General features: G+C 72.2%; 15 protein-coding genes, 1 pseudogene and 1 riboswitch. Of the genes and pseudogenes, 10 read left to right on the forward strand and 6 right to left on the reverse strand.

Annotated elements, in window-relative coordinates; all coding sequences use genetic code 11:
- Positions 1 to 130: 130 nt before the first annotated feature.
- Positions 131 to 1,210 (reverse strand): C40 family peptidase, encoded by a 1,080-nt coding sequence (locus ACZ4Z3_RS08945; protein WP_468500346.1) that lies wholly within the window; start codon positions 1,208 to 1,210, stop codon positions 131 to 133.
- A 540-nt stretch (positions 1,211 to 1,750) separates the two neighbouring features.
- On the opposite strand from ACZ4Z3_RS08945, the pseudogene ACZ4Z3_RS08950 reads away from it, so the two are divergent.
- Both ACZ4Z3_RS08950 and ACZ4Z3_RS08955 read left to right on the forward strand, forming a co-directional pair.
- Positions 1,751 to 1,954 (forward strand): annotated as a pseudogene (locus tag ACZ4Z3_RS08950) (transposase); the annotation flags it as partial.
- A gap of 180 nt (positions 1,955 to 2,134) precedes the next feature.
- Entirely contained in the window at positions 2,135 to 2,488 is a 354-nt protein-coding gene (locus ACZ4Z3_RS08955; RefSeq protein ID WP_468500347.1) for a hypothetical protein, read from the forward strand.
- A 36-nt stretch (positions 2,489 to 2,524) separates the two neighbouring features.
- Here the strand turns inward: ACZ4Z3_RS08955 and ACZ4Z3_RS08960 are convergent, their stop codons facing one another.
- Positions 2,525 to 3,709 (reverse strand): C40 family peptidase, encoded by a 1,185-nt coding sequence (locus tag ACZ4Z3_RS08960; RefSeq protein ID WP_468500348.1) that lies wholly within the window; start codon positions 3,707 to 3,709, stop codon positions 2,525 to 2,527.
- 9 nt (positions 3,710 to 3,718) lie between these two features.
- Positions 3,719 to 3,893: riboswitch (cyclic di-AMP (ydaO/yuaA leader) on the reverse strand.
- Between the two features lie 272 nt (positions 3,894 to 4,165).
- Between ACZ4Z3_RS08960 and pcrA the strand changes: the two genes are divergently transcribed.
- Positions 4,166 to 6,664: a DNA helicase PcrA gene (gene pcrA / locus ACZ4Z3_RS08965; protein WP_468500349.1), complete on the forward strand. Its 2,499-nt coding sequence runs from the start codon at positions 4,166 to 4,168 to the stop codon at positions 6,662 to 6,664.
- Between the two features lie 99 nt (positions 6,665 to 6,763).
- Here pcrA and ACZ4Z3_RS08970 read toward each other — a convergent pair whose 3' ends face one another.
- Both ACZ4Z3_RS08970 and ACZ4Z3_RS08975 read right to left on the reverse strand, forming a co-directional pair.
- Positions 6,764 to 8,338 carry a M23 family metallopeptidase gene (locus ACZ4Z3_RS08970; protein WP_468500350.1) on the reverse strand — a complete coding sequence of 525 codons (1,575 nt, stop codon included), beginning with the start codon at positions 8,336 to 8,338 and terminating at the stop codon, positions 6,764 to 6,766.
- A 354-nt stretch (positions 8,339 to 8,692) separates the two neighbouring features.
- Positions 8,693 to 9,553, reverse strand: a complete 861-nt coding sequence (locus ACZ4Z3_RS08975) for a lipase family alpha/beta hydrolase (protein WP_468500351.1) — start codon at positions 9,551 to 9,553, stop codon at positions 8,693 to 8,695.
- 697 nt (positions 9,554 to 10,250) lie between these two features.
- On the opposite strand from ACZ4Z3_RS08975, the gene ACZ4Z3_RS08980 reads away from it, so the two are divergent.
- Positions 10,251 to 10,667, forward strand: coding sequence for a cobalamin B12-binding domain-containing protein (locus tag ACZ4Z3_RS08980; protein WP_055517099.1), 417 nt, complete (start codon positions 10,251 to 10,253; stop codon positions 10,665 to 10,667).
- A 193-nt stretch (positions 10,668 to 10,860) separates the two neighbouring features.
- Here the strand turns inward: ACZ4Z3_RS08980 and ACZ4Z3_RS08985 are convergent, their stop codons facing one another.
- Together ACZ4Z3_RS08985 and ACZ4Z3_RS08990 are read right to left on the reverse strand one after the other, a co-directional pair.
- Entirely contained in the window at positions 10,861 to 12,489 is a 1,629-nt protein-coding gene (locus ACZ4Z3_RS08985; RefSeq protein WP_468500352.1) for a DUF5691 domain-containing protein, read from the reverse strand.
- A 118-nt stretch (positions 12,490 to 12,607) separates the two neighbouring features.
- A complete protein-coding gene (locus ACZ4Z3_RS08990; protein ID WP_468500353.1) occupies positions 12,608 to 13,966 on the reverse strand; it encodes an SWIM zinc finger family protein in 1,359 nt (452 codons plus the stop codon).
- A 133-nt stretch (positions 13,967 to 14,099) separates the two neighbouring features.
- Between ACZ4Z3_RS08990 and ACZ4Z3_RS08995 the strand changes: the two genes are divergently transcribed.
- The 6 genes from ACZ4Z3_RS08995 (at position 14,100) to sucC (ending at position 24,809) form a co-directional block, all read left to right on the forward strand.
- Complete coding sequence (locus ACZ4Z3_RS08995) at positions 14,100 to 15,281, forward strand: ATP-binding protein (RefSeq protein ID WP_468500354.1); 1,182 nt, start codon at positions 14,100 to 14,102, stop codon at positions 15,279 to 15,281.
- Positions 15,278 to 17,770 (forward strand): DUF5682 family protein, encoded by a 2,493-nt coding sequence (locus tag ACZ4Z3_RS09000; protein WP_468500355.1) that lies wholly within the window; start codon positions 15,278 to 15,280, stop codon positions 17,768 to 17,770. The genes ACZ4Z3_RS08995 and ACZ4Z3_RS09000 overlap by 4 nt, the downstream gene beginning before the upstream one ends.
- Before the next feature lie 226 nt (positions 17,771 to 17,996).
- Entirely contained in the window at positions 17,997 to 19,211 is a 1,215-nt protein-coding gene (locus tag ACZ4Z3_RS09005) for a vWA domain-containing protein (RefSeq protein ID WP_468500817.1), read from the forward strand.
- Between the two features lie 178 nt (positions 19,212 to 19,389).
- Complete coding sequence (locus ACZ4Z3_RS09010; protein WP_468500356.1) at positions 19,390 to 20,544, forward strand: hypothetical protein; 1,155 nt, start codon at positions 19,390 to 19,392, stop codon at positions 20,542 to 20,544.
- Between the two features lie 260 nt (positions 20,545 to 20,804).
- Positions 20,805 to 23,102 (forward strand): hypothetical protein, encoded by a 2,298-nt coding sequence (locus ACZ4Z3_RS09015; protein ID WP_468500357.1) that lies wholly within the window; start codon positions 20,805 to 20,807, stop codon positions 23,100 to 23,102.
- 528 nt (positions 23,103 to 23,630) lie between these two features.
- A complete protein-coding gene (sucC, locus tag ACZ4Z3_RS09020; protein ID WP_468500358.1) occupies positions 23,631 to 24,809 on the forward strand; it encodes an ADP-forming succinate--CoA ligase subunit beta in 1,179 nt (392 codons plus the stop codon).
- The last annotated feature ends 2 nt before the right edge of the window (positions 24,810 to 24,811 follow it).

The raw sequence follows: 24,811 nt of genomic DNA on the forward strand, positions 1-24,811 counted from the left end.
GGACCGACCAGCCTCTCGACTCCGGCCTGCCCCCGGACCTCCGACCCCCGCTGCCCTGCCGCCCCGCCGCCAGGCCCTTGCCGTCACGCCACCGACTGACGCGGCTCTGACGGCCCCGACGCTGCCCCGCTCAGGCCACCCGCGTGGCCCCGGCGAACGGCATTTCGTCGAGGGGGGCCACGCGTACCGGCGCGGAGGGGTTCGGGGCGTGGATCATCTGGCCGTTGCCCACGTAGATGCCCACGTGGCTGATGCCGGAGTAGAAGAAGACCAGGTCGCCGGGGAGCAGTTCCGCGCGGGAGACGCGGCGGCCGGCGCCGATCTGGCCGTAGGTGGTGCGGGGGAGGGAGACACCGGCGGAGCGGTAGGCGGCCTGGGTGAGGCCGGAGCAGTCGAAGGCGTTGGGGCCTGTGGCACCCCAGACGTACGGGCTGCCGAGCTTGGAGTACGCGTAGGAAACGGCTGAGGCGGCACGGGGATTGGGGGCGGCGGAGGCGGAGGAGGCCGGTGAGACCGGGCCGGTGAAGGTGCGCGGGGAGGAGAGGGCGGAGCGCGAGGCGTGACCGGTGCCGGAGCCGGGGCTGCTCAGACGGGTCCGGTCCTCGGGCGTCAGGCGGTCGAGGAGCCGCCGTGCCTCGGTCAACTTCGAGGTGACCGTCTTCTTGTGCCGCTTGACCTCCTGCTGCTTGGTCCTGAGGGTGCCCAGTTCGACACGGGCGGCCCCGCGGAGCCGTTCGATCTCCAGCAGCTGCTGCCGTACGCCGGCCACATCGGCCGCCTGCCGGTGGCCGACGCGTTCGGCCAGGGCGGCGTTGTCGAGGTACTGGTCCGGGTCACCGGAGAGCGCCAGCTGCCACGACGGGTCGATGCCGCCGGTCCTGTACTGCGCGGTGGCCAGCGAACCCAACTGCTCGCGGGCGGAGTTGAGCCGGTCGGTGCGGCGGGCCGCCTGGTCGCGCAGTTCCTCCAGTTTCATCTGCGCCTTGTCAGCCTTCTCCTTGGCTCCGTTGTACTTGTCGGTGGCGACTTCCGCCTCCTCGTACAGCTTGTCCACCTTCGCCTTGAGCTGCTCGGGCGTGAGGTGAGGGTCGGCGTGCCCGGTACCGTCGAAACCGGTCGCGGTCGCCGCGCCGGCGAGCGCGAGGGTCGCGGCCGTGCGGACCGTCGGGCCGCCGAGCGAGCGCTGTCTGGGCTTGCGGTGCGCTGCCACGTGGGACTCCAAGTCCTCTCGTACGACCGCCGTCCGTACGTCGGAGCGCACGGACCGCCTGGGGGAGCGGTGACGCATCCGGCGGCGGCCCGCACAGGGGGGAGCGGGACGCCGCCGGACTTTCTCGGCGGTGGTGTCCGACTGCCGCCCCTGGCCCGGGCGGCGGTGGGGAGCCGGTCACCTGAAGGAGGACGCTAAACCTGACTGTGTCGGGCCGGTAACGCGTTGTACGGAAGTGGCGCGCACCGACCGCGAGGTGACCGTATGTGACCGCGATCTCGCCCTGGCGCCGTCGTAATCACACTGCGCGATGACCGATGCGGCGATTCCCGGCCGGGACGGGGCGAGACGGTGCTATGGGGCGCATATATGCAAGATCGATTCCATCGCCACCACTTGCGGCGCAGGGTCTTGGATTCGAAAAGCAAGGCTTGGGGTCGATCGCGCTGCCGTCGTCGATCATGCCACGCGCCGACGAAGCGGCACCGCCGCTGTCCCGCCACGGGGTACATCGCCCCGCGCCGCCCCTCCGGCGACGCCGGCCACTCGAGTGACGCGCTGAACTGCGCACGCATCGATGCGTACGCGCTTCGCCACGCCCTGGCGGTGCTGCCGCAGCCCAAGGCGGCCAACGACCGCTTCGTCCTCGCGGTCGACGTCACCCACTGGCCGCGCCCGGAAGCTCCCGGCAGCCCGGAGCGGCTGTTCTGCCACGTTTACGGACGTCGTGGACGCTCCAGCGACCCAGTCTCGGCCCTGGCGACGTCGCCGAGGTGACCGCTTGAAGCCCCCGCCTCCGGGAGCCTCCCGCGCCCGGAAGTCCTCCGCGTCCGGAAGTCCTCCGCGTCCGGAAGCGCCTCACGCCAGTGAAGCACCCCGCCCCCGGTGCCCGGCCGGTCGTCGCCTCCTCATTAGGCTCCGGCCATGGACGTACTCATCCACCTCTTCGTCGCGCTCCACATCATCGGGATCGCCGCTCTCCTGGGCGGTTTCCTCACCCAGATGAAGGCCATGGGCCAGGGCACCGCCCTCTTCGTCCCCGCCATGCTGCACGGCGCGCTCACCATGTTGATCACCGGAGCGATCCTCGTCGGCCTCAACCAGGCGGACGACCAGCCCGTCAACAACATCAAGATCGGCGTCAAGATGGCGCTGCTGGTCGTGATCCTGGGGCTGGTGTACGTCAAGCGCGACGAGGAGACCGTGGACAAGTCGCTGTTCGGGCTGGTGGGCGCACTCACCATGGCGAACGTCTTCATCGCGGTGCTCTGGACCTGAGCCGGCACGCCTCCCCGCGAACCGGCCGCTCGACGGTTACGCCGGCCGCACCACGCTGTGGATGGAGGACTCGCCGTCGTAGAAGATCGACTCCTCGCGGACGTAGGTGCCCGGCTTCGGGGCGTGGATCATCATGCCGTTGCCGATGTAGAGGCCGACGTGGCCGATGTTGTCGTAGAAGAAGATCAGGTCTCCGGGACGGGCGGCGGGGAGTGAGACGGTCGTACCGGCGTTGACCTGGTCGTAGGTGGTGCGGGGGAGGTCGACGCCGGCGGCCTTCCAGGCGGCCTGGGTGAGGCCGGAGCAGTCGTAGGAGCCGGGACCGGTGGCGCCCCAGACGTACGGCTTGCCGATCTGCGCACGGGCGAAGGCGAGGGCCTTGGCGGCCTTCGTGGCGTAGGTCGAGTCCTCGACCGTCGTCGTGGTCCGGGTGGATGTGGACGGGGAGGTTGAGGCGGAGGTGTCCTGAGGGGCCTCCTGCGTCTCCTGGGGTGACTCGGCCCGTGACTCGGCCGCCGCCTGCTGCCGCGCCAGCTCCTCCGCCTTGCGGTCGGCCTCCTCCTGCTTCCGCTGCTCGATGTCCGCGAGCCTGGCCTTCTCCTCGGCGGTGAGCTGGGAGAGCAGTTCGCGGGCCGCGGCGAGCTTCGCCTGGACCTTGGCCTTGCTGGACTTGAGGGCGTTCTGCGACTCGGTGAGCTGTTCCAGGCCCTCGGACGCCTCCTGGCGCCGCTGCGAGGTCTCCGCCTGCTGCGCGACGTACTCGTCGACGGACTCCTGCTGGCGGTCCGTCAGCCGGTCCATCAACTGGTTCTGGGCGAAGTACTCCTGCGGGTCGTCCGCCAGGAGCAGGGCCGCCGTGTCGGGGGCGGCCGCGCCCGTCCGGTACTGGGCGGCCGCGTACGAACCCAGTTCGCCGCGCGCTTCGTTGAGCTTTTCCGTCCGCTTCGCGACGTCGTCGAGGAGGTTGTCGACCTGTTTCTTCTGCTTTGCGGTCTTCTCCTTGACCGCGTTGTACTTCTCGGTCGCCGTCTCCGCCTGGCGGTAGAGATCGCCTACCTTCTTCTCGATCTCCTCCAGACTCGGCTTGTCGTCGGTCGAAGGGGCGGCGGTGGCCGTCTGGGAGAGCAGGGCCACGGAGGTGAGGGCGGCGGTGGCGAGAGCGGGGGTGCGGATGCCCGCGCGCGTCCGGCCGGCCGGACGCGGCTTGCGGTGCGGCGCCATGGTTCGGCGACTCCTTCCGTAGTCCGCCTACCGAGTTAGCTGTCGGGTTCGGGCGCAAGCTTTCGGAAGGTTTGCCCTACGGCCCTCGCCGCGTACGGCGGTCGGGTCGATTCACCCCAGAGGTCGGTGGGTCCCCGGCTCCGGCTGCCGTGGAGGGGCGCACCGGACTCGGCGGAGGCCGTGCGGCCCGGCGACGTTCGCCGGTTGGGTCGTACGGCCTGACCCAAGACGCTAGCCAACTGGTGTGGTCCGTGTGAAGGTTGATGTTCGATATGCCCGATACGTTTTCGTGACCTTGGCCTCGCGGACACGATAGGTGCTACGTTCGGTCGCTCACCGTGATGGGGTGCGTGCGACCGATGGCCCACGGCTCCACGGGGCGCGGCCCGGAGCGTGCCCACGGACTTCCCGGGGCGGCCCCTCGCTGTCAGTGGGGGCGCCTAGACTCGGAGAGCGATGAGCAGCCTCTTTGACGACAGCTTCCTGGCGGACCTCCAGGCCCCCCGCGGCCGTGACGAGGAGCCCCCGCCGCCGCCCGAGGACGATCATGTGCCGGAGTCGATTCCGGACGATCTGTTCGGCGGGAAGTTCGACGTGCCGCCGGACCGGGACGCCTACTACCGCGACGGCGCCCCACGCCCCGCGATCGACGCGGCCGCCCTCCTGGACGGGCTGAACGAGAACCAGCGCGCGGCCGTCGTGCACGCCGGCTCCCCCCTGCTCATCGTGGCCGGCGCCGGCTCAGGCAAGACCCGCGTGCTCACCCACCGCATCGCCCACCTGCTCGGCGAGCGGAACGTCCATCCGGGCCAGATCCTCGCGATCACCTTCACCAACAAGGCCGCGGGTGAGATGAAGGAGCGTGTCGAGCAGCTCGTCGGGCCGCGGGCGAACGCGATGTGGGTCATGACCTTCCACAGCGCCTGCGTCCGCATCCTGCGCCGCGAGAGCAAGAAGCTGGGCTTCACCTCATCCTTCTCGATCTACGACGCCGCCGACAGCAAGCGCCTGATGGCCCTGGTCTGCCGTGATCTGGACCTCGACCCCAAGCGCTTCCCGCCCAAGTCCTTCAGCGCCAAGATCAGCAACCTGAAGAACGAGCTGATCGACGAGGAGGACTTCGCCGCCCAGGCCACCGACGGCTTCGAGAAGACCCTCGCGCAGGCCTACGCGCTCTACCAGTCCCGCCTCCGCGAGGCGAACGCGCTCGACTTCGACGACCTGATCATGACGACGGTCAATCTGCTGCGCGCCTTCCCGGATGTCGCCGAGCACTACCGCCGTCGTTTCCGTCACGTCCTCGTCGACGAGTACCAGGACACCAACCACGCCCAGTACGCCCTGGTCAGGGAGCTGGTCGGCACCTCCGAGCACCCCGTCGACGTGCCCCCCAGCGAGTACGACATCCAGCCCGCCGAGCTGTGCGTCGTCGGTGACGCCGACCAGTCGATCTACGCCTTCCGCGGCGCGACGATCCGCAACATCCTCCAATTCGAGGAGGACTACCCGAACGCGACGACGATCCTGCTCGAACAGAACTACCGCTCGACGCAGACGATCCTCTCCGCCGCCAACGCCGTCATCGAGCGCAACGAGTCCCGCCGCCCCAAGAACCTGTGGACCAACGCGGGCGCCGGCGCGCAGATCACCGGGTACGTCGCCGACACCGAGCACGACGAGGCCCAGTTCGTCGCCGACGAGATAGACCGCCTCACGGACGCGGGCCACGCGAAGGCCGGGGACGTCGCCGTCTTCTACCGGACCAACGCCCAGTCCCGTGTGTTCGAAGAAGTCTTCATCCGCGTCGGCCTGCCCTACAAGGTCGTCGGCGGCGTCCGCTTCTACGAGCGCAAGGAGGTCCGGGACGTCCTGGCCTACCTGCGTGTTCTCGCCAACCCGGAGGACTCGGTCCCGCTGCGCCGCATCCTGAACGTCCCCAAGCGGGGCATCGGTGACCGTGCCGAGGCGATGATCGACGCCCTCTCCCAGCGCGAGAAGATCAGCTTCCCGCAGGCGCTGAAGCGCGTCGACGAGGCATACGGCATGGCCGCCCGGTCGACGAACGCGGTCAAGCGGTTCAACACGCTGATGGAGGACCTGCGGACCGTCGTCGAGTCCGGCGCAGGTCCCGCGACCGTCCTGGAGGCGGTCCTCGAGCGCACGGGCTATCTGGCCGAGTTGCAGGCGTCCACCGACCCGCAGGACGAGACCCGCATCGAGAACCTCCAGGAACTCGCGGCCGTGGCCCTGGAGTTCGAGCAGGAGGCCGGCGCGGCGGAAGGCGAGGGCGCGACCCCGGCCAGTCTCGCCGAGTTCCTGGAGCGGGTCGCCCTGGTCGCCGACTCCGACCAGATCCCCGACGAGGACGAGGACGGCTCGGGCGTCATCACGCTCATGACCCTCCACACCGCCAAGGGCCTGGAGTTCCCCGTCGTCTTCCTGACGGGCATGGAGGACGGGGTCTTCCCGCACATGCGTGCCCTGGGCCAGACCAAGGAGCTGGAGGAGGAGCGCCGCCTCGCCTACGTCGGCATCACCCGCGCGCGGGAGCGGCTCTATCTCACCCGGTCGTCGATGCGCAGCGCCTGGGGGCAGCCGTCGTACAACCCGCCGTCCCGCTTCCTGGAGGAGATCCCGGCGAGCTACCTGGAGTGGAAGCGCAAGGGCGGCTCCGCGCCGATGTCCTCGGGGCCGGTCGGCGGGATCGCGTCGTCGTTGTCGTCGTCGCGCTCCCGTTCCTCCGCCTCGGGCGCGTCCGGCTTCGCCACCCGTCGCACCAACGAGAAGCCGGTGGTCTCCCTCGCCGTCGGCGACCGCGTCACCCACGACCAGTTCGGCCTCGGCACGGTCATCGCGGTCAAGGGCACGGGGGCCAACGGGGAGGCGACGATCGACTTCGGTGACGCCAAGCCGAAGCGGCTGCTGCTGCGGTACGCGCCGGTGGAGAAGCTGTAGCGACCCGAGGCTCGGTGACGAGCCTCCGCCTCCGGTGACATGACTCGGGCCCCTGCTCAGCAGGGGCCCGGTTGTCGTGTTGGTGCCGGTCGGTGACGGTTACGTCGGGTCCAGTCCGTGGCTGCGCAGCCACGGCAGGGGGTCTATGGCCGAGCCGCCCGCGGGGTGGACCTCGAAGTGCAGGTGCGGGCCGGTCGAGTTGCCCGAGTTGCCCGAGTAGGCGATGACATCGCCGGCCTTGACCGTCGCACCGGAGGCGACCTTGTACGTGGAGAGGTGGCAGTACCAGGTCTCGGTGCCGTCCTTGGCGGTCACGATGACCATGTTGCCGTAGGCCGGGTTCCACTGCGTGCGCACGGTGCCGTCGGTCGCGGCCATCACCGGCGTGCCGTATGAGACGGGGAAGTCGATACCGGTGTGCAGCGACATCCAGTTGACGCCGGACTGCCCGTAGTACGCGCTGAGCCCGTGCTTGGCGACGGGCAGCGCGAACTTCGGCCGCAGCCGCTCCTTGCGGGCCGCCTCGGCCGCCGCCTTCTTCTGCTCCAGCTCCTGCTGGGCCTTCAGGTCGATGCGCTCCTGCGTACGGCTCGCCCGGTCGGCGAAGTCGTCCGCCTCGGCGGACAGGCTCTCCAGCTGGGTGTCGAGCTGGTTGTTGGCGGCGGACGGCTTCACGGCGGTGGCGTCCGACTTGGTGGCCGCCGTCGTCTCCGTCTCGCCTCCACCGATGCCGACCGAGGCCGCCGCGATACCGGCGACACCCATGACGCATGCCGAGGGCACGGCCACCGTCAGCAGGGCGGAACGTTTGGCCGGAGCGCGACGACGTGACCGCGAGGCCGCGCGAGTGGCCGCCCGGCCCGGGCTCGCCGCGGCGGTCGGGGCGGCCTCCTCCTGGTCGTCGAGGAGCGCGGCCCGGCCGTGCTCGAACTCGCCGTCATCGGAGAGGGCTTGATCGTCGTCGTACGGGGCGAGGTGCTCGAAGGTGGCGGTCGCCTGCTGGGCGAACTCCACGGCCTCCGGGGAGGGGTGCTCGTGCGCTTCGGGCACCTCGGGGGCACTGTCGCCGTGGTCGTACGACTCGGCGGCGCCGCCGTCGTGCTCGTCGGCGGCCTGCGCGCCGTCGGTGTTCCACTGCGTGGCGTCGAACACGCCCGTCGCGAAGTGCTGCACCCCGACCCATTGCTGGGTCTGGTCGGCGTCCAACTGATCGTTCTGGCCGAGCTGTTCGGCCTGCAGCCAGCCGCTCGCGTCCCACTGGCCGCTGGCGTCCGGGCCCTGCGACTGGCCCGGGACCTGGGCGAGATGCACGTAACCGGCGGACCAGGACGTCGAGTCGTAGTTGCCCGTGTCGTACGCGGCCTGGTGCTGCGCGGCATACGGGTCGTAGTTCAGCGTCTGGTGGCTGCCCGTGGACCACTGGGAGGCGTCGTAGGAGCCGGTGCCCTCGTCATTGCCGGGAAGGTCACCGAAAAGAGGGTCGGTCTCGAAGGTTCCGGTGGCGTTCGCCTGGGCACCCGTGCCGGAGTCAAAACCAGTGGCGGAGTAATCGCCGTAGGTGGTGAAGTCGCCGTAACCGGCTCCTTGGTGGCCGTACGACGCGTAGTGCGCCGGGTCGGCATCGGAGGCCGGAGCCGGGGATGTTGCGGTCCCCGACGGGTGACGATCGTTCACCAACTTCTCTTTCGCCTCGACGACAGGGGCTGGCAGAGCAGTGCGGTGACTGTACCCGGCGGTATGCGCGCGCGACAATCTTCAACGGGTTTCGCGGTCGTAGGAAACGGGCATTCGAGCGTCTTTCGGCGATCTGTGGGTACGAGTTTGGCTTTGCGTTCGAAGCTTGTTCGATAGTCGGCGGCTGTGCGGGGCCCTGTGGGGCGGCCGAGTTTCGGGGTTTCGGGCGCTCCTCGATGCGCGGGTGGGTCGTCCGTGGGGCGCGCGGATACTGAGCGGAAGGGTGTCGTGGGTCCGGCGCACGGCGGGGGCGTGCGGAAGTGTGCCGGGTTTACGCCGATGTGTCCCGTGTTGTCACGCCACAGTCAGGCCGCCCGGCTGGGCGGCGGGGCGGGTTGCCGTCGGGGCCGCGTCCAGCGCCTGGCGGATCTCGTGGGCGACGGTGGGGTGTACGGGCAGGGCGAGGTGACCGATGCCGGTGACCTGGACGTTGCGCACCATGAGGTCGGGGTGGTCGACACAAGCGGTCTCCACCGGAACCATCACATGGTCGAAATCGCTCCAGAACGCCACGAAATGCGTACGGCAGCCCGGCGCCGGCAGACGCAACTCCTCCAGTACGTCCGATCCCGGCCGCATCTGCCGGACGATCGGGTGCGCGTTCGCGAGGGGTGCGACCTGGGTGCCGCCGTGCGGGGTGCCGAGGGTGACGAGCGTGCGTATGCGGTGGTCGCCGCCGAGCCGCTGCACGTAGTACCGCGCGATCAGCCCGCCCAGGCTGTGCCCGACGACGTCGACCCGCTCCCGGCCCGTGCGCTCGCAGATGTCCTCGATGTGTCGGCCGAGCAACTCTGCGGCGGTACGGATGTCGAAGGTCAGAGGCGAGTAGTTGAGGGACTCCAGGTGCCGGCCGCCGTCCTGGGCGAGGGCGCGGCGCAGCAGGACGAACACGGAGCGGTTGTCGATGAATCCGTGCAGGAGTACGACCGGAGGCTTGTCCTCCGTCGGCAGGCGGGGCGCGTCCGCCGAAGGGGGCGCGGGTGTGGTCCGGCGCTCCTGGATGATCCCGGACGGGTAGAGCAGCAGGTGTCCGGCGAGGATCGCCAGTTCCAGGGCGGTCGCTTTGAGGAGGGCGACCGAGAGGCCGGCCAGTCGTGGGGGCAGGAGTCGCTCGCAGAGCGGAAGAAGGGGCGCTGCCGCCCTGGTGACCTTCAATGCCCGACCCTCCCGTCGGCAGACGGTCGGACGGCCGGCGCCCCCCGTATGCCCTAGTGGAAGGCCCGCGGCGCGGTCGGCGGGCGGCGTGGACGCGAATCCTGATCATCTGCGGCGCCTGGTGCGTCCGCGCACATCCGGGGTGTCCGGATGCCTCCGATCCCTGCAACGCGTGGTGCGCCAGCGACGCCTGAGGCGTCGGTGACGCTACGGGAAGCCGTCGATTCTCCTTCTGGCCCCCGCTGTCCTGCCGTCCACCGTCCGCCGGTGTCGATCCTCCGTCGCCGTGGCTCCCGTGAACGGCGAGGGTGGTGCGGCACCTTGCTGACGGCCTTCCTGTGCGCCCGCTCCCGTTCGTGGCGCGCGCGGCACGGGGGCTGAGGTGCCCGGCACGGCTGCCGTGGCACCTCGATCCCCGCGACGCGTGAGCCGCGAGAACCGGGAACGGTGCGCGGCGAACGTGTCCCATCGTGTGATTTCCCCCTCGGTCTCCACCGCGAAACGGCCGGTTGCGGGATGCTGGGGATAACGTTCGTTCACTTCCCCGGTATGTGGTGCGGATAGCTGTTCTGCGGAACGGATGGCATGCGGACATGCCCGGTGCGGCGGGTAGTGATATGTGCGGTTTTCGCGGTACGTGCGGTACTGACGGCCGTGCTCTGTTACGGATGGGTGTAGTCGTTTCATGGAGGCAGTGATGGGTGTGGCAGCCGGTCCGATCCGCGTGGTGGTGGCCAAGCCGGGACTCGACGGCCACGATCGTGGGGCCAAGGTGATCGCGCGGGCGCTGCGCGACGCCGGTATGGAGGTCATCTACACCGGCCTTCACCAGACACCGGAGCAGATCGTCGACACCGCGATCCAGGAGGACGCCGACGCGATCGGCCTGTCCATCCTCTCGGGCGCCCACAACACGCTCTTCGCGGCCGTCATCGATCTCCTCAAGCAGCGTGACGCCGAGGACATCCTCGTCTTCGGCGGCGGCATCATCCCCGAGGCCGACATCGCGCCCCTCAAGGAGAAGGGTGTCGCAGAGATCTTCACGCCCGGGGCGACGACGGCGTCGATCGTGGACTGGGTCCGGGCGAACGTCCGACAGCCGGCGGGCGCGTAACCGCCCCGCAGGGTCTGCCGCCCCCAGGACCCACTCGGGATCAGGGCCCTCTGGGGATGGGGGCGGCTTTGCGGTAGCGGGGAAAGCAGCGGGGAAAAGCGTGGGGCGCGGCCCCCGCTTTTCAGGGGCGCGGGGAACTGCGCGAGATACCCCCATTCCACCCGCACCCGCCAACGAACCCCGCGGCCCCGAGCTACGAGGCGCCGACCATGCCCGGCGGAGCCAACTCCGCTCTCATCGTCGCGCGCAACCGCAACGTCGTCGCCAGGCGCTGGAACGCCTCGGCCCAGTAACCCCCGGCGCCGGGCGCCGCGCCCTCCGGTTCCTCCGTGGCCGCGGTGAGCGGTTCGAGCCGGGCGGCCTCGTCGGGGTCCAGGCATCGCTCCGCCAGGCCCATCACCCCGCTGAAGCTCCAGGGGTAACTGCCGGCGTCGCGCGCGATGTCGAGGGCGTCCACCACGGCCCGGCCCAGAGGCGGAGCCCACGGGACGTCGCACACTCCGAGCAGCTGGAACGCCTCCGACAGGCCGTGCGTCCCGATGAACCCGGCGACCCACTCGGCCCGCTCGTCGGCGTCCAAAGTGGCGAGCAGTTTCGCCCGCTCGGCCAACGACACCGCCCCCGGCCCGCCCGCTTCCGGCGTGACGGGTGCCCCCAGCAGGGCCCTCGACCAGCTCGGATCGCGCTGGCGTACCGCCGCCCGGCACCAGGCGCCGTGCAGCTCCGCCTGCCAGTCGTCCGCGACCGGCAGAGCCACCACCTCCTCCGGTGAACGGCCGCCGAGCCGCGCCGACCAGGCGTCGAGCGGGGCCGCCTCCACCAACTGACCCAGCCACCACGACCGTTCGCCCCGACCGGCCGGAGCCTTCGGCTGGACGCCGTCGCGTTCCATGCCCGGATCGCACTCGTGCGGCGCCTCGACCACGATCGTGGGCGTGTCGCCCGTACAGTCCACGGCCACGCACGCCGTCGCCCGCCGCGCCATCCGGCCCGCCAGCGCCGAGGTGGGCAGCGCGGACAGCAACTCGGCTGCGGTGGAACGCACGTTGCGGCTGCGGTCGGACAACGCCCCTTCCAGGAACGGCTCGTCCGTCGCCTCCAGTCCCGTCCGGAGGGAGTCGAGGAACATCAGCCGGTCCTCCGCCCGTTCCGTCGACCAGGTGGAGGCCAGCAACTCCCGTGCGGCGGACGCGTCCTGGGCGCGCAGGGCGGTGAGGAGCGCCACCCGCTCGGCGAACAGGCCCTCCCCCCACAGGCGTCGCACCCGCTCCGGCTCGTCCGGGCCCGGCAGCGCCGAACCGCCGCCCGGCGCGGCACGCAACGCGAAACGCCAGTCCGTGTTCAACCGGGCCAGCCACAACGCGCGCGTGCCCGCGAAAGTCAGGGCGGCTGTCCGTAGATCGGTACGGCCGCGCGCCGCGTCGAGCAGCGCGGGCAGGCTCTCCGGCGGAGCCGCGTACCCATGCGCGTTGGCCAGCGCCAGCCACTGGGGCAGCAGCTCCATCAGGTCCGGCGCCGTCCCCCGGCGGCCGCCGCCCGTGCCGGGCCGGTCCGTCAGCAACGTCGCCAGGCGGCGAGCCGCGGCCGGCGGCAGCGGAGGCCGTCCGTCCGGTGCGGCGGGCCGCAGTCCCGCCGCCGCCCGTACGGGCCGTAGCCCCGCCCTGCGCCGGACGGTCTCCACCGCCGCCGCGTCCAGCAGGGCCATGGGGGCCTCCCGGCCGGACACCGACACCGGAGGCGTACGGCGATCCGTCCCGAGGAGCGCCGCCGTGACGAGTTCCTCCCAGGCGTGCCCCGTCTGTCCGGTCGACGTGCTGGTCATGAGGGTTCCTTCCGTACGGGGACGGCCGGGTGGGCCGAGCCGGTCGGTCGGCTGTTGCCAGTGCCGGTGCCAGCGCTTGAATCGGGGCCGGTGCCGGTGAGCGCGGTGTCGGCTTCTCTCAGCACAGGGCCACCGCCTGTCCCGTCGGGTCCTCCGGCCATGCCGTCAGCGGAGTGAAGCCCCGGTGGCCGCATTCGCCGAAGACCGTGACGGGGGCGCCGCCGGACAGGGCGACGAGGCGCCACAGGCCGGGGCGTGAGCGGGCGGACGGCGTGAGGGGCAGGGCCAAGCCGCTCTCCGGGTCCGCCAATTGCCAGGAGTCGCCGTCCGGCGTGGGTGTCACCCGGGCGAGCGTGACCGGGTACGAGTCGAGCCATGGGTCGTCCCGCAGGGCCTCGCCGTAACGGGCCGCGGCCTCGGCCGGAGTGATTCCGGGAGGCCGAACGTCCGCGGGCGCGGGCGCGGTGAACCGCTGCCCCAGGGCCGCTCGGAGCTGCCCGCCGCCCGGGTACGCCGCCACCTCCGCCTCGAACGCCAGGCCCACCGGCAGCGACAGCTCGGGCACGCGGCCGGCGGCCCCGTACGACAGCAGCAGCGCCGTACGGCCCGACTCGGCGCCGTGGAGCCAGATACGGCGGGTGGTGAGGCGGGAGTCGGACGTGTCGTACTGGGCCAGGGCCAGCCAACGGTCACGGACCGGCGGTCCGTCCGCCGAGCCCGGCAGGCCGACACGGGAGCGGACCGTCGCCGCGAGTCCTTCCGGGAGGCTCTCGCGGCGCAGCCAGCCCTGGTCGAGAAGGTGGAGGAGGGCGCACTCCTCCAGGAGCCGGACCGGCCAGCCCGCGCCCGATCCCGGTATGGCCCCCAACTCCCGGACGCGTGCGGCCAGTCCGGGTGCCTGCGCGTCGACCATGCGGGCGGCCGTCTCCTCCCACAGCCCGTACCCCGCCTGCTCCGCGGCGGCGAGGCCGCCACGGAGCAGGTCGGTCAGGCGCTGTTCGAGCTCGGTCGCGCCCGCGGTGATCCGCTCCGCGCGCCGCTCGGCCCGGCGCCGGGCGCCCTCGGGGTCAGCGGACGTGGCCCCAGATGCCGCGCCCGTCCTCGTCGTCCTCTCCGCTGCGCGCCTGCGGCGGCCTTCCAGCCACTGCTCCGCCCAGTCCGGCGCCTGCCCGGGCGGCACCGCACCGGCGTCGCCCGCCCAGAGCAGCAGCAGTCCCAGCGCGTGCTTGCACGGGAATTTGCGGCTCGGACAACTGCACTTGTACGCGGGCCCGGATGAGTCCGCGACGTCGACCACAGTCTGATACGGCTTGCTGCCACTGCCTTTGCACAGTCCCCACACCGTCCCCTCGTCCGAAGTGCCCGCCTGCGACCACGGTCCGGCCGCGGCGAGTTTGCTTCCGGCTTTGCGCGAGGCTGCGTCAGGTGCCAGTGCCAGCACCTGCTCAGCCGTCCAGCGCACCCCCTGCTGAGTCATGTTCCGAAGGTAGATCCCACCACTGACAATTGGCTTGCGCCAATGGATTTCCGCAGGTCAGACTGGATTGTCAGTGGCGTGGTGCATCGTGGTCAGCAGATCCGAACCGGCCGAGCTGGAGGGGGACTCAGCCATGCCTGCGTCCGTAGAAACGACCGCTGTCGACCCGAGCCACGACCAGTCCGCGCCCGCGAACGCGCACACGGATGCGCGCGTGCCGGGCGCGCCCGCGGGCGGCGAGGAACTGCGCCCGCACGCCGAGCACGCCTTCGCGGGAGAACTCGCCGCGCTCGCGGCCCAGGACGACCGGCCCCGCCCGGTCCGCTGGAAGCTGTCGCCGTGGGCGGTCGCCACCTATCTGCTCGGCGGGACGCTCCCCGACGGCACGGTGATCACACCGAAGTACGTCGGCCCGCGCCGCATCGTCGAGGTCGCCGTCACCACCCTCGCCACCGACCGCGCCCTGCTTCTGCTCGGTGTGCCCGGCACCGCCAAGACCTGGGTCTCCGAGCACCTCGCGGCGGCCGTCAGCGGCGACTCGACCCTCCTCGTGCAGGGCACCGCCGGCACCCCGGAGGAGGCCATCCGCTACGGGTGGAACTACGCGCAGCTCCTCGCCCACGGCCCGAGCCGCGACGCCCTCGTGCCCAGCCCCGTCATGCGCGCCATGTCCGAGGGCATGACCGCCCGCGTCGAGGAACTGACCCGCATCCCGGCGGACGTCCAGGACACCCTGATCACGATCCTGTCCGAGAAGACCCTGCCCATCCCGGAGTTGGGGCAGGAAGTACAGGCCGTGCGCGGCTTCAACCTCATCGCCACCGCGAACGACCGCGACCGCGGGGTCAACGACCTGTCGAGCGCCCTCCGCCGCCGCTTCAACACCGTCGTGCTGCCGCTGCCGGAGAGCGCCGACGCCGAGGTCGAGATCGTCTCGCGCCGCGTCGACCAGATCGGCCGCTCCCTCGATTTGCCGACCGCGCCCGACGGCATCGACGAGATCCGCCGCGTCGTCACCGTCTTCCGCGAGCTGCGCGACGGCGTCACCACCGACGGCCGTACGAAGCTGAAGTCGCCCAGCGGCACGCTCTCCACCGCCGAGGCGATCTCCGTCGTCACCAACGGACTCGCACTCGCCGCCCACTTCGGCGACGGCGTGCTGCGCCCCTCCGACGTGGCCGCGGGCATCCTCGGCGCCGTCGTCCGCGACCCGGCCGCCGACCGCGTCATCTGGCAGGAGTACCTGGAGGCGGTCGTGCGCGAGCGCGACGGCTGGACCGACTTCTACCGCGCCTGCCGCGAGGTGAGCGCGTGACGGCCCAGGACGAGCGCCCGGACAGCCCACGGCCGTCCGGCGCCGGACCACTGCTCCTCGGCGTACGGCACCACGGGCCCGGCTCGGCGCGGGCGGTGCGGGCCGCGCTGGATGCGGCCCGGCCCCGGGTCGTGCTGATCGAGGGGCCACCGGAGGCGGACACCCTCATCCCGCTCGCCGCCGACGAGGACATGCGGCCCCCGGTCGCCCTCCTCGCCCACGCGGTCGACGAGCCCGGCCGCTCCGCGTTCTGGCCCCTCGCCGAGTTCTCCCCCGAATGGGTGGCCATCCGCTGGTCCCTGGAGCACGAGGTCCCCGCCCGCTTCATCGACCTCCCGGCGACGCACACGCTGGCCTGGGGGCGGGAGAACACCGCGGCAGCCGAGCCGGAAGGACCGACCTCGGCGGCGGAGGAACCGGCCGGGCAGGCGCAGGGGGAGACCGTCCCGGACGCGGCAGGGGAGCGGACCGGGGAAGACGCCGGCGAGGCGGCCGACGAGAACGCCGGGGACGACGGCCGGGGGTCAGCGGCGGACACGGTTCGGGTCGACCCTCTGGCCGCGCTCGCGGAAGCCGCCGGTTACGACGATCCGGAGCGCTGGTGGGAGGACGTGGTCGAGCACCGGGGCACCGGTGGGGACGCGTTCGCGCCGTTCACCGTGCTGGAGGAGGCCATGGGTGCGCTCCGCGAGGTGGAGGTGACCGGCGGGCACGACCGCGACTCCGTGCGCGAGGCGTACATGCGGTTGCAGATGCGGGCCGCGCAGAAGGAGTTCGGGGACGACCTGGTGGCCGTCGTGTGCGGGGCCTGGCACGTGCCCGCGCTGCGCGAGAAGCGGACCATGGCCGCCGACCGGGCCTTGCTCAAGGGGCTGGCCAAGGTCAAGGCCGACATGACCTGGGTGCCGTGGACGCACCGGCGGCTGGCCCGGGCCAGCGGCTACGGCGCGGGGATCGACTCACCGGGCTGGTACGGGCACCTGTTCGGCGCGCCCGACCGTCCCGTGGAGCGATGGCTGACCAAGGTGGCCGGCCTGCTGCGCGAGGAGGACCGCATCGTGTCCTCCGCGCATGTCATCGAGGCGGTGCGGCTGGCCGAGACGCTCGCCGCGATGCGCGGGCGCCCCCTGCCGGGCCTCACCGAGACCACCGACGCCGTACGGGCCGTGATGTGCGAGGGCTCGGACGTGCCGCTGTCCCTGGTGCACGACCGGCTGGTGGTGGGGGATGTGCTGGGGGAGGTGCCCGAGGCGGCTCCGGCCGTGCCGCTCCAGCGGGACCTGGCAAAGCTCCAGCGGCGCCTGCGGCTCAAGCCGGAGGCGCTGGAACGGGAACTGGAACTCGACCTGCGCAAGGAGAACGACGCCGAGCGCAGCCGCCTCCTGCACCGGCTGCGACTGCTCGGCGTCGCCTGGGGCGAGCCCACCGTGTCACGGAGCAGCACGGGGACGTTCCGGGAGACCTGGCGACTGCGCTGGGAGCCGGAGCTCGCCGTGCGGGTCGCCGAGGCCGGGGTGTGGGGGACCACGGTGCTCGCGGCGGCGACCGCGAAGGCCGAGGCGGACGCCGTCTCCGCCCGGTCGCTCGCCGACATCACCGCGCTCGCCGAGCACTGCCTGCTGGCCGAACTGACCGACGCGCTCCCCGTGGTGATGCGGGTCCTCGCCGACCGGGCCGCGCTCGACGCCGACGTCGCCCACCTCGCGCAGGCGCTCCCGGCCCTGGTCCGGTCCCTGCGCTACGGCGACGTCCGCGCCACCGACACCCGGGCGCTCACCGAGGTCGCCGCCGGGCTCGCCGAGCGGATCTTCGTCGGACTGCCGCCGGCCTGCGCCGCGCTCGACGCGGAGGCGGCACAGGAGATGTGCGGCCATGTGGACGCCGTGCACGGAGCGGTGGGGCTGCTGGGCGATGCCGTCGGCGCCGGGCACGGTGACCTGCGGGTCCGCTGGCACTCCGTCCTGCGGACGCTCTCCGGGCGGGACACCGCACCGGGCGTCATCCGGGGCCGGGCCGTCCGGCTCCTGCTGGACGACGGGGAGTTGGCGCAGGACGAGGCGGCCCGGCTCATGGGGCTCGTCCTGTCACCGGGCACGGCGCCCGCCGACGCGGCGGCATGGATCGAGGGGTTCGTCGGCGGCGGCTCGGGCGGCGGCATGCTGCTGGTCCACGACGAACGGCTCCTCGGGCTGGTGGACACCTGGCTGACCGGGGTGCCGGGGGACGCGTTCACGGACGTACTGCCGCTGCTGCGGCGGACGTTCTCGGCGTACGAGCCGGGGGTGCGCAGGACGCTCGGCGAGCTGGTCCGGCGCGGACCCGGGCGGGGCAGCGCGGTGGCCGCCGGCGGAGCCGGCGCACCGGGCTTCGCGGCCGACCTCGACCATGGCCGCGCGGACGCGGTGCTGCCGGTGGTGCGGCTGCTGCTGGGCCTGGACGACGACCGGGCCCGCATCGACGACAACGACCTTGCGGGGGTGGCGGGATGACGAGGGACGGGCTGAGGCGGACGAGGCGGGCCGCGGAAGTCGTGGCCGCCGGGGACGGTCACGGCCAAGCGCCGGGGCCCCGGTCGGATGACCGGCCGACGACGACGGTGCCGGTGATGCCGCTGTGGGCCCGGCCTCGTACGGGGGTGCGCGGATGACGGTGCAGGGGATCGCGGACGGGACGAAGAGCATCGCGGACGAGGTGAAGGGGACCACGGACGCGGTGATCGGGGCCGTGGAGGGGGCGAAGGGACCGGTGAAGGGGACGGAGGTGGCCGTGGAGGGCGTGCGTGGGGGTGCGGCCGACGAACGGTTGCGGCGCTGGCGGCTGGTGCTCGGCGGGGACTCGGCCGACGGCACCGGATGCGCGCTCGGCGGCCGGGACGCGGCGATGGACCAGGCGCTGACAGCGCTGTACGGCAAGGGGGACAAGCCGCAGACGGGGAGGGACCGTTCGGCCGGGCTCGGGGCGTCGGCGCCGTCGGTGGCGCGGTGGCTCGGGGACATCCGGACGTACTTCCCCTCCTCCGTGGTCCAGGTCATGCAGCGCGACGCGATCGACCGGCTCGGGCTGTCCACGCTGCTGCTGGAGCCGGAGATGCTCGAGGCGGTGGAGGCCGACGTCCACCTCGTCGGGACCCTGCTCTCCCTCAACAAGGCCATGCCGGAGACGACGAAGGAGACGGCGCGGGCCGTCGTGCGGAAGGTCGTCGAGGACCTGGAGAAGCGGCTCACGACCCGCACCCGGGCCACCCTCACCGGTGCGCTCGACCGCAGCGCCCGTGTCAGCCGGCCGCGCCACCACGACATCGACTGGAACCGCACGATCGCGGCCAACCTGAAGAACTACCTGCCCGAGTACCGCACGGTCGTGCCGGAGCGGCTCATCGGGTACGGGCGGGCCTCGCAGTCGGTGAAGAAGGAGGTCGTCCTCTGCATCGACCAGTCGGGGTCGATGGCGGCCTCGGTCGTCTACGCGTCCGTGTTCGGGGCGGTGCTCGCGTCGATGCGGTCCATCAGCACCCGGCTCGTCGTCTTCGACACGGCGGTCGTCGACCTCACCGACCAGCTCGACGACCCCGTCGACGTTCTCTTCGGCACCCAGCTCGGCGGCGGCACGGACATCAACAGGGCGCTCGCCTACTGCCAGTCGCAGATCACCCGGCCCGCGGAGACGGTGGTCGTGCTGATCAGCGACCTCTACGAGGGCGGGATCCGCAACGAGATGCTGAAGCGGGTGGCGGCGATGAAGGCGTCGGGGGTGCAGTTCGTGACGCTGCTGGCGCTCTCCGACGAGGGGGCGCCCGCGTACGACCGGGAGCACGCGGCGGCCCTCTCCGCCCTGGGCGCACCGGCGTTCGCCTGTACGCCCGATCTGTTCCCGGAGGTGATGGCGGCGGCGATCGAGAAGCGGCCGTTGCCGATACCGGACAGCGCCTAGGCGAGGAACCGGACAGGGGAGGTTGAAAAGGGGACATGACAGTGCATCGGTGACGTGGGGCTTGCGCGACGGCGGGCGGTCCGTGCGAGGATCGACAGCGCTTCACAGCCTTCACACGGGTGTTCCCATCTCCACCCCGTACTCCGTAGTACCGCCGCACGGGAGGAACCTCCCCGTCTTGACTCCAGCAGCCGCACTTCCCGGTGCCGGTGCCGCGCCGCGCCTGTTGCGCGGAGCCACCGGGCGCAGTGTGGTGCGGCTGTTGCTGGTGGTGGGTGGGCTGTTCGTCCTCGGGATTCTCTGCGGGGGGCGGGCGAACGCGGCGGAAGAGGTGACGGCTTCGGCCGAGGTCGGCATGAGCGCCCTCGATACGGGCCCTGGGGACACGGGGCCTGTCGAGACGACCGGCTTGGTCGATGACGTGGTGACGTCGGCGGGCGGGCAGATCGTCGAGCCGGCGACACGGGATGCGGTGCGGCCGGTCACGCGGGAAGCGGTGCGCTCCGTCGAGCGGGATGCGGAGCGGCCCGTCGAGCGGGATGCGGTGCGGCCCGTCATGCGGGAAGCGGTGCGATCCGTCGCGCGGGAAGTGGTGCGGCCGGTCGAGCGAGTTGCAGTGCGGCCCGTGGCGCAGCGCGTCGTGCGGCCGGTCGGCCGGGACGTCGTGCATCCGGATCCGGTCGTTGACGAAACCCTGCGGCCCGTCACTGGTGACGTGTTGCGGCCGGTCGGTGATGTCGTGGGGGCCGTCGCCGGGGGGTTGGGGGACGCGGCGTCGTTCCCGCCCGAGGCTCAGATGCCGTCGTGGTCCGAGGGCTCCGGATGGCCGGGGGTTCCTGAGTGGCCGGACGCGCCCGACTGGCCGGGCCTGCCTGAGCTGCCCCGGTTGCCCGGCGTGCCCTCGTGGCCCGCGTTGCCGGGGGAGACGTTGCCCGTCGAGGTGACGCCTCGGGAGCCGGGCGGGGTGCGGCCCGACGAGGCCGGCCAAACCGTGGACGGCGGCCGTGAGCGGCACGTCGGTCCGGTTCGCGTCGTGCACGGACCGTTCGCCGGGGACGGTGACGTGGCAGCCGTGGCGGCGCCCCACCGTGACGCGGGGGCCGGGGACGTGCGTGTCGGGCGGACGGTCGAGCCGCAGGCCCCCGGCGGTGTACCCACGCGCGCCCTCGCTGGTCACTCCGCGGTCGACAACGGCGGGCCGCGTCACGCCGAGCCCCACGCCGTCACTTCTCCTCACCGGGCGCCGCTGAGTCTCGCGCCCGGCGCCGCCGCGGCCGATGCCGCGGACGGGACCCGGGACAGGCACCGGGACATCCCCGAGTTCCCCGGGTAGGGCAGGCCGTCCTCCCCCGCCGCACTCGTCGAGCGGGGGCGTGACAGCTCCGCCCTCCGTCCGGAACGTCCCTCCCTTTCGCGGAGGCCCGGACGAAACCCCTCGGAACCGGTACCGCGGCCCCGTCACAGCGACGGAGGCGACGACGCCGGGTGCTCGGCCGCCGGTCCCACTCACGGGACCGCAACGAAAGCGGTGGCACCGGTCGCGGATCCCACCCGGTTCCCACGACTCGGAATCCCGAAGGAACTGACGTACGCATGAACAAGAACATCCGCCGCTCCATCGTCATAGCCGCCGGTGTCACCGGCGCGTGGGCGCTCGGCTCCACCGCCGCCGGCGCGGACGAACTGCACACGCCGACGGTCACCGTGCCCGACGTGAGCGTGGACACCGCCGACACGGACACCGCCGACAGCAACGCCGACGACACGGTCGCGGACACCCTGGGTACGGTCACCGGCACGGTGGACCGCGCCCTCACCGGGGCCACCGGCGGCGTCTCGGACGTCACCTCGTCCGACGAGGTCAGCGGCGTGACCGGGACGGTCGCCGACACCACGGTCGGGGCGAAGGCCCAGGCCGACGACGAGGCGGGGGCCGTCACCGGCCACATCTCCGCGCACGCGGAGCGGACCGCCGCAGGCGCGCCCGGCACGCCCGTCGGGGCCGCCGACCAGGCGCGCCGCTACGTCGACGGCGAGGTCCCGCACACCGTGGGCAAGGCTTCGGGCCGCGTCGCGGCAACCATCGCGACCGCGGAGTCAGGCGTCGGCGCCGCCCGCGCGACCGCCGCCGACCTCCACCACCCCGGCGACGAGATCGACTACCTATTCGGCCCGCTGGCCGCTTTCGCCCCCGAACTGGAGCAGGCGCTCGCCGCCGCTCAGACCCGGCTCCACGGCAGCACCGGCAACGTCGCCCGTGGCACGGCACGGCAGAAGGTGGTCGCCGTGACCACCGGCGCGGACCGCACGGCGGCCGCCGCCCGCACCTCGGCCCACGGCACCGCCGACGGCGCCCGGACCCGCCTCAAGGCGCCGATCGGCCAGGCCCAGTCGCAGGCCACCACGACCACGAACGCCGCCCAGTCCGCGGTCTCCTCTGTCCCGGCTCACATCACGGGCAGGGTCGGGGACATCCGCACGACGGCCGTCGGCACGGTCGCGGGTGTCCGTGGCACCGCCACCGGAACCGTCGAGGGCCTCCCCGCAACCGTCACCCACACGGTCGCCCCGGTCGTCGACGAGACGGTCACCGCCGTCACGCCCCCGGTCGTCGGTACCGCCGTCGACGGTGTGACCCCGGTGGCAGGTCGCGCGGCCGGCGACGTCACGGCGCTGACCGGCACAACCACCACCCACACCGCCGCCGTGGCGCACGGGACGGTCGCCGACACCACGAACGTGGCGCGCGGCACGGTCGCCCACGCCACCGCCGTGGCGCGGGGAACCCTCGCCGGTACCGGCGCACTCGCCGACCAGGCGCTGGCCGGTGCCCACGGGATCGGGCACGGGATCACGGGTGACGGGTCCGCGCTCGCCGGACAGGTCGTGGCCGACGTACCGCCGTACGCGTCCGGTGTCGCCGAGTACGCCGTCGACGGCACGACCGACGCGGTGCTTCCGCCGGTCGTGGGCACCGCCGTGGACGGAGCGCTGCCCGTCGCCGGGCAGGCGGTCCGGGATGCGGGCGGGGTGGCGTACGGGGTCGCCGGGGACGTGACGCCGTTCGCGGAGGGTGTCGTCGGCGGGGCGGGTCCGCTGGCGACGGGCCTGGCCGGGGAGCAGATCGCACCCTTCGCGGAACAGGTGGTCGCGCACGACGCGGGCACCTTCGCGAAGGAGCAGGTCATCGACAGCGCCGCGGTCTTCGCCGGGCGGCTGGTCACCGAGGACGCGGCGCCGTTCGCGGGTCGGCTGGTCGCGGAGGAGGCGAGGCCGCTCGTGGACGGCACGGCCGATGCCGCGTACCCGTTCGCCGAGGGCACGGCCGGTGCCGCGCATCCGTTCGCCGAGGGCACGGCCGACGCCGCGCAGCGTTTCGCGGACGGCACGGTCGGCGCCGTACAGCCCGTCGCGGACACGGTCGTCGGCTACGTCCGCCCCGTGGCCGACGACGTCGCCCGCGGCGCGACCGGCCTGGCCGACGGTGTGGCGGGCAACGCCGCGCCCTTCGCGTACGGCGTCGCGCATGACGTCACTCCCGTCGCGTACGGCGTCGTGCACGACGCCACTCCCCTCGCCCACGGCGTCGCGCATGACGTCACCCCCTTCGCGTCCGGCGTCACGGACGACGTGCCGCCCTTCGCGTACGGCGTGACCGAGGGCGTGGCGCCCTTCACGCACGGCGTGGTGGAGGACCTCACCCCCTTCGCGCACGGGGTCGCGGGCGAGGCCGGCCCGGTCGTCGGGCAGGGCGCCCCGTTCGCCGAGGACGTCACCGGGACCGTCCGGGCGACCGGTACGCCGCTCGCCGGCAACGCCGTCACCGGCGTCGAGACCCTCGCCGACGCGACCGCGCCCGGCTACATCCCGCGCGGCCCGCGCGGCCTGTGACCGTGCCCCGCGCATCGTCCCGCTCGGCCGGTGCGCGGGAGGGCCGGGTGAACGCGTCCGGCCCGTAGTGCTGCTCCAGTGCTGCTCCAGTGCTGCTCTCCGTCGGTGGAGACCCGGACGGCCGAAAGCCGTCGGTCGGGCTCGGGTGGATGCCGACGGAGAGGAGCGGGTGGTCCTCATTGGGGAGACGATCACCCGCCGCGGGCCCTTCCCCGAGTCGAGGAAGGGCCCGGAAAGGGGTCTCACCGGGCGCACCCCAGCCCGGTGAGACCCCGCAATCCGGCGCACATGCGGCTCACATCCGGCACGCCGTGCCAGTGAGTGCGACATCATGTGACAGGTATCACCGCTCAGGTGTGACGCGCGATTTAGAGGGCTCCCGGTAGCAGCGATAACCTGCGAGACGGACATGCCGCGCGCTCGGACACCGTGTGCGCCTCCCTTGTGACTCTCGGCGGACGTCACGTTGCCCTTCGCGGCACGCCCACGCATCCAACGAACCGCGATCACTGATAGGGACGGAAGCGCGTGGACCTGTTCGAGTACCAGGCGAGGGACCTCTTCGCCAAGCACGGTGTACCGGTGCTGGCCGGTGAAGTCATCGACACGCCTGAGGCGGCGCGCGAGATCACCGAGCGGCTGGGCGGCAAGTCTGTCGTCAAGGCTCAGGTGAAGGTCGGTGGTCGAGGCAAGGCCGGCGGCGTGAAGCTCGCCGCCACCCCGGACGAGGCCGTCGCCCGTTCGACGGACATTCTCGGCATGGACATCAAGGGCCACACGGTCCACAAGGTGATGATCGCCGAGACCGCCCCGGAGATCGTCGAGGAGTACTACGTCTCCTTCCTCCTCGACCGCACCAACCGCACCTTCCTCTCCATCGCCTCCGTCGAGGGCGGCATGGAGATCGAGGAGGTGGCGGCCACCCGCCCCGAGGCCGTCGCCAAGACCCCGATCGACGCCAACGAGGGTGTGACCCCCGAGGTCGCCCGCCGGATCGTCGAGGCCGCGAAGTTCCCGGCCGAGGTCGCCGACAAGGTCGCCGACATCCTCGTCACCCTGTGGAAGACCTTCGTCGCCGAGGACGCGCTCCTCGTCGAGGTCAACCCGCTGGCGAAGGTCGCCTCCGGCGATGTCATCGCCCTCGACGGCAAGGTCTCCCTGGACGAGAACGCCGAGTTCCGTCAGCCCTCGCACGAGGAGCTCCAGGACAAGGCGTCGGCCAACCCGCTGGAGGCCGCCGCCAAGGAGAAGGGCCTCAACTACGTCAAGCTCGACGGCGAGGTCGGCATCATCGGCAACGGCGCGGGTCTCGTCATGAGCACCCTGGACGTCGTCGCGTACGCCGGTGAGAACCACGGTGGCGTCAAGCCCGCCAACTTCCTCGACATCGGCGGTGGCGCCTCCGCCGCCGTCATGGCGAACGGCCTGGAGATCATCCTCGGCGACCCGGACGTCAAGTCCGTCTTCGTCAACGTCTTCGGCGGCATCACCGCGTGCGACGAGGTCGCCAACGGCATCGTGCAGGCGCTGCAGCTCCTGAAGGACAAGGGCGAGGAAGTCACCAAGCCCCTCGTCGTCCGTCTCGACGGCAACAACGCCGAGCTGGGTCGCAAGATCCTCTCCGACGCCAACCACCCGCTGGTCCAGCGAGTGGACACCATGGACGGCGCGGCCGACAAGGCCGCCGAGCTCGCGGCTGCGAAGTAAGG

It is taken from the genome of Streptomyces sp. NPDC030296 (assembly GCF_055572815.1).

Excerpts from the sequence above, each read along its gene's own strand:
- pcrA (WP_468500349.1), top strand. The coding sequence starts at position 4,166 with ATGAGCAGCCTCTTTGACGACAGCTTCCTGGCGGACCTCCAGGCCCCC.
- ACZ4Z3_RS08955 (WP_468500347.1), top strand. The coding sequence starts at position 2,135 with ATGGACGTACTCATCCACCTCTTCGTCGCGCTCCACATCATCGGGATC.
- ACZ4Z3_RS09015 (WP_468500357.1), top strand. The coding sequence starts at position 20,805 with ATGAACAAGAACATCCGCCGCTCCATCGTCATAGCCGCCGGTGTCACC.
- ACZ4Z3_RS08990 (WP_468500353.1), bottom strand. The coding sequence starts at position 13,966 with ATGACTCAGCAGGGGGTGCGCTGGACGGCTGAGCAGGTGCTGGCACTG.
- ACZ4Z3_RS08995 (WP_468500354.1), top strand. The coding sequence starts at position 14,100 with ATGCCTGCGTCCGTAGAAACGACCGCTGTCGACCCGAGCCACGACCAG.
- ACZ4Z3_RS08960 (WP_468500348.1), bottom strand. The coding sequence starts at position 3,709 with ATGGCGCCGCACCGCAAGCCGCGTCCGGCCGGCCGGACGCGCGCGGGC.
- ACZ4Z3_RS08980 (WP_055517099.1), top strand. The coding sequence starts at position 10,251 with ATGGGTGTGGCAGCCGGTCCGATCCGCGTGGTGGTGGCCAAGCCGGGA.
- ACZ4Z3_RS08985 (WP_468500352.1), bottom strand. The coding sequence starts at position 12,489 with ATGACCAGCACGTCGACCGGACAGACGGGGCACGCCTGGGAGGAACTC.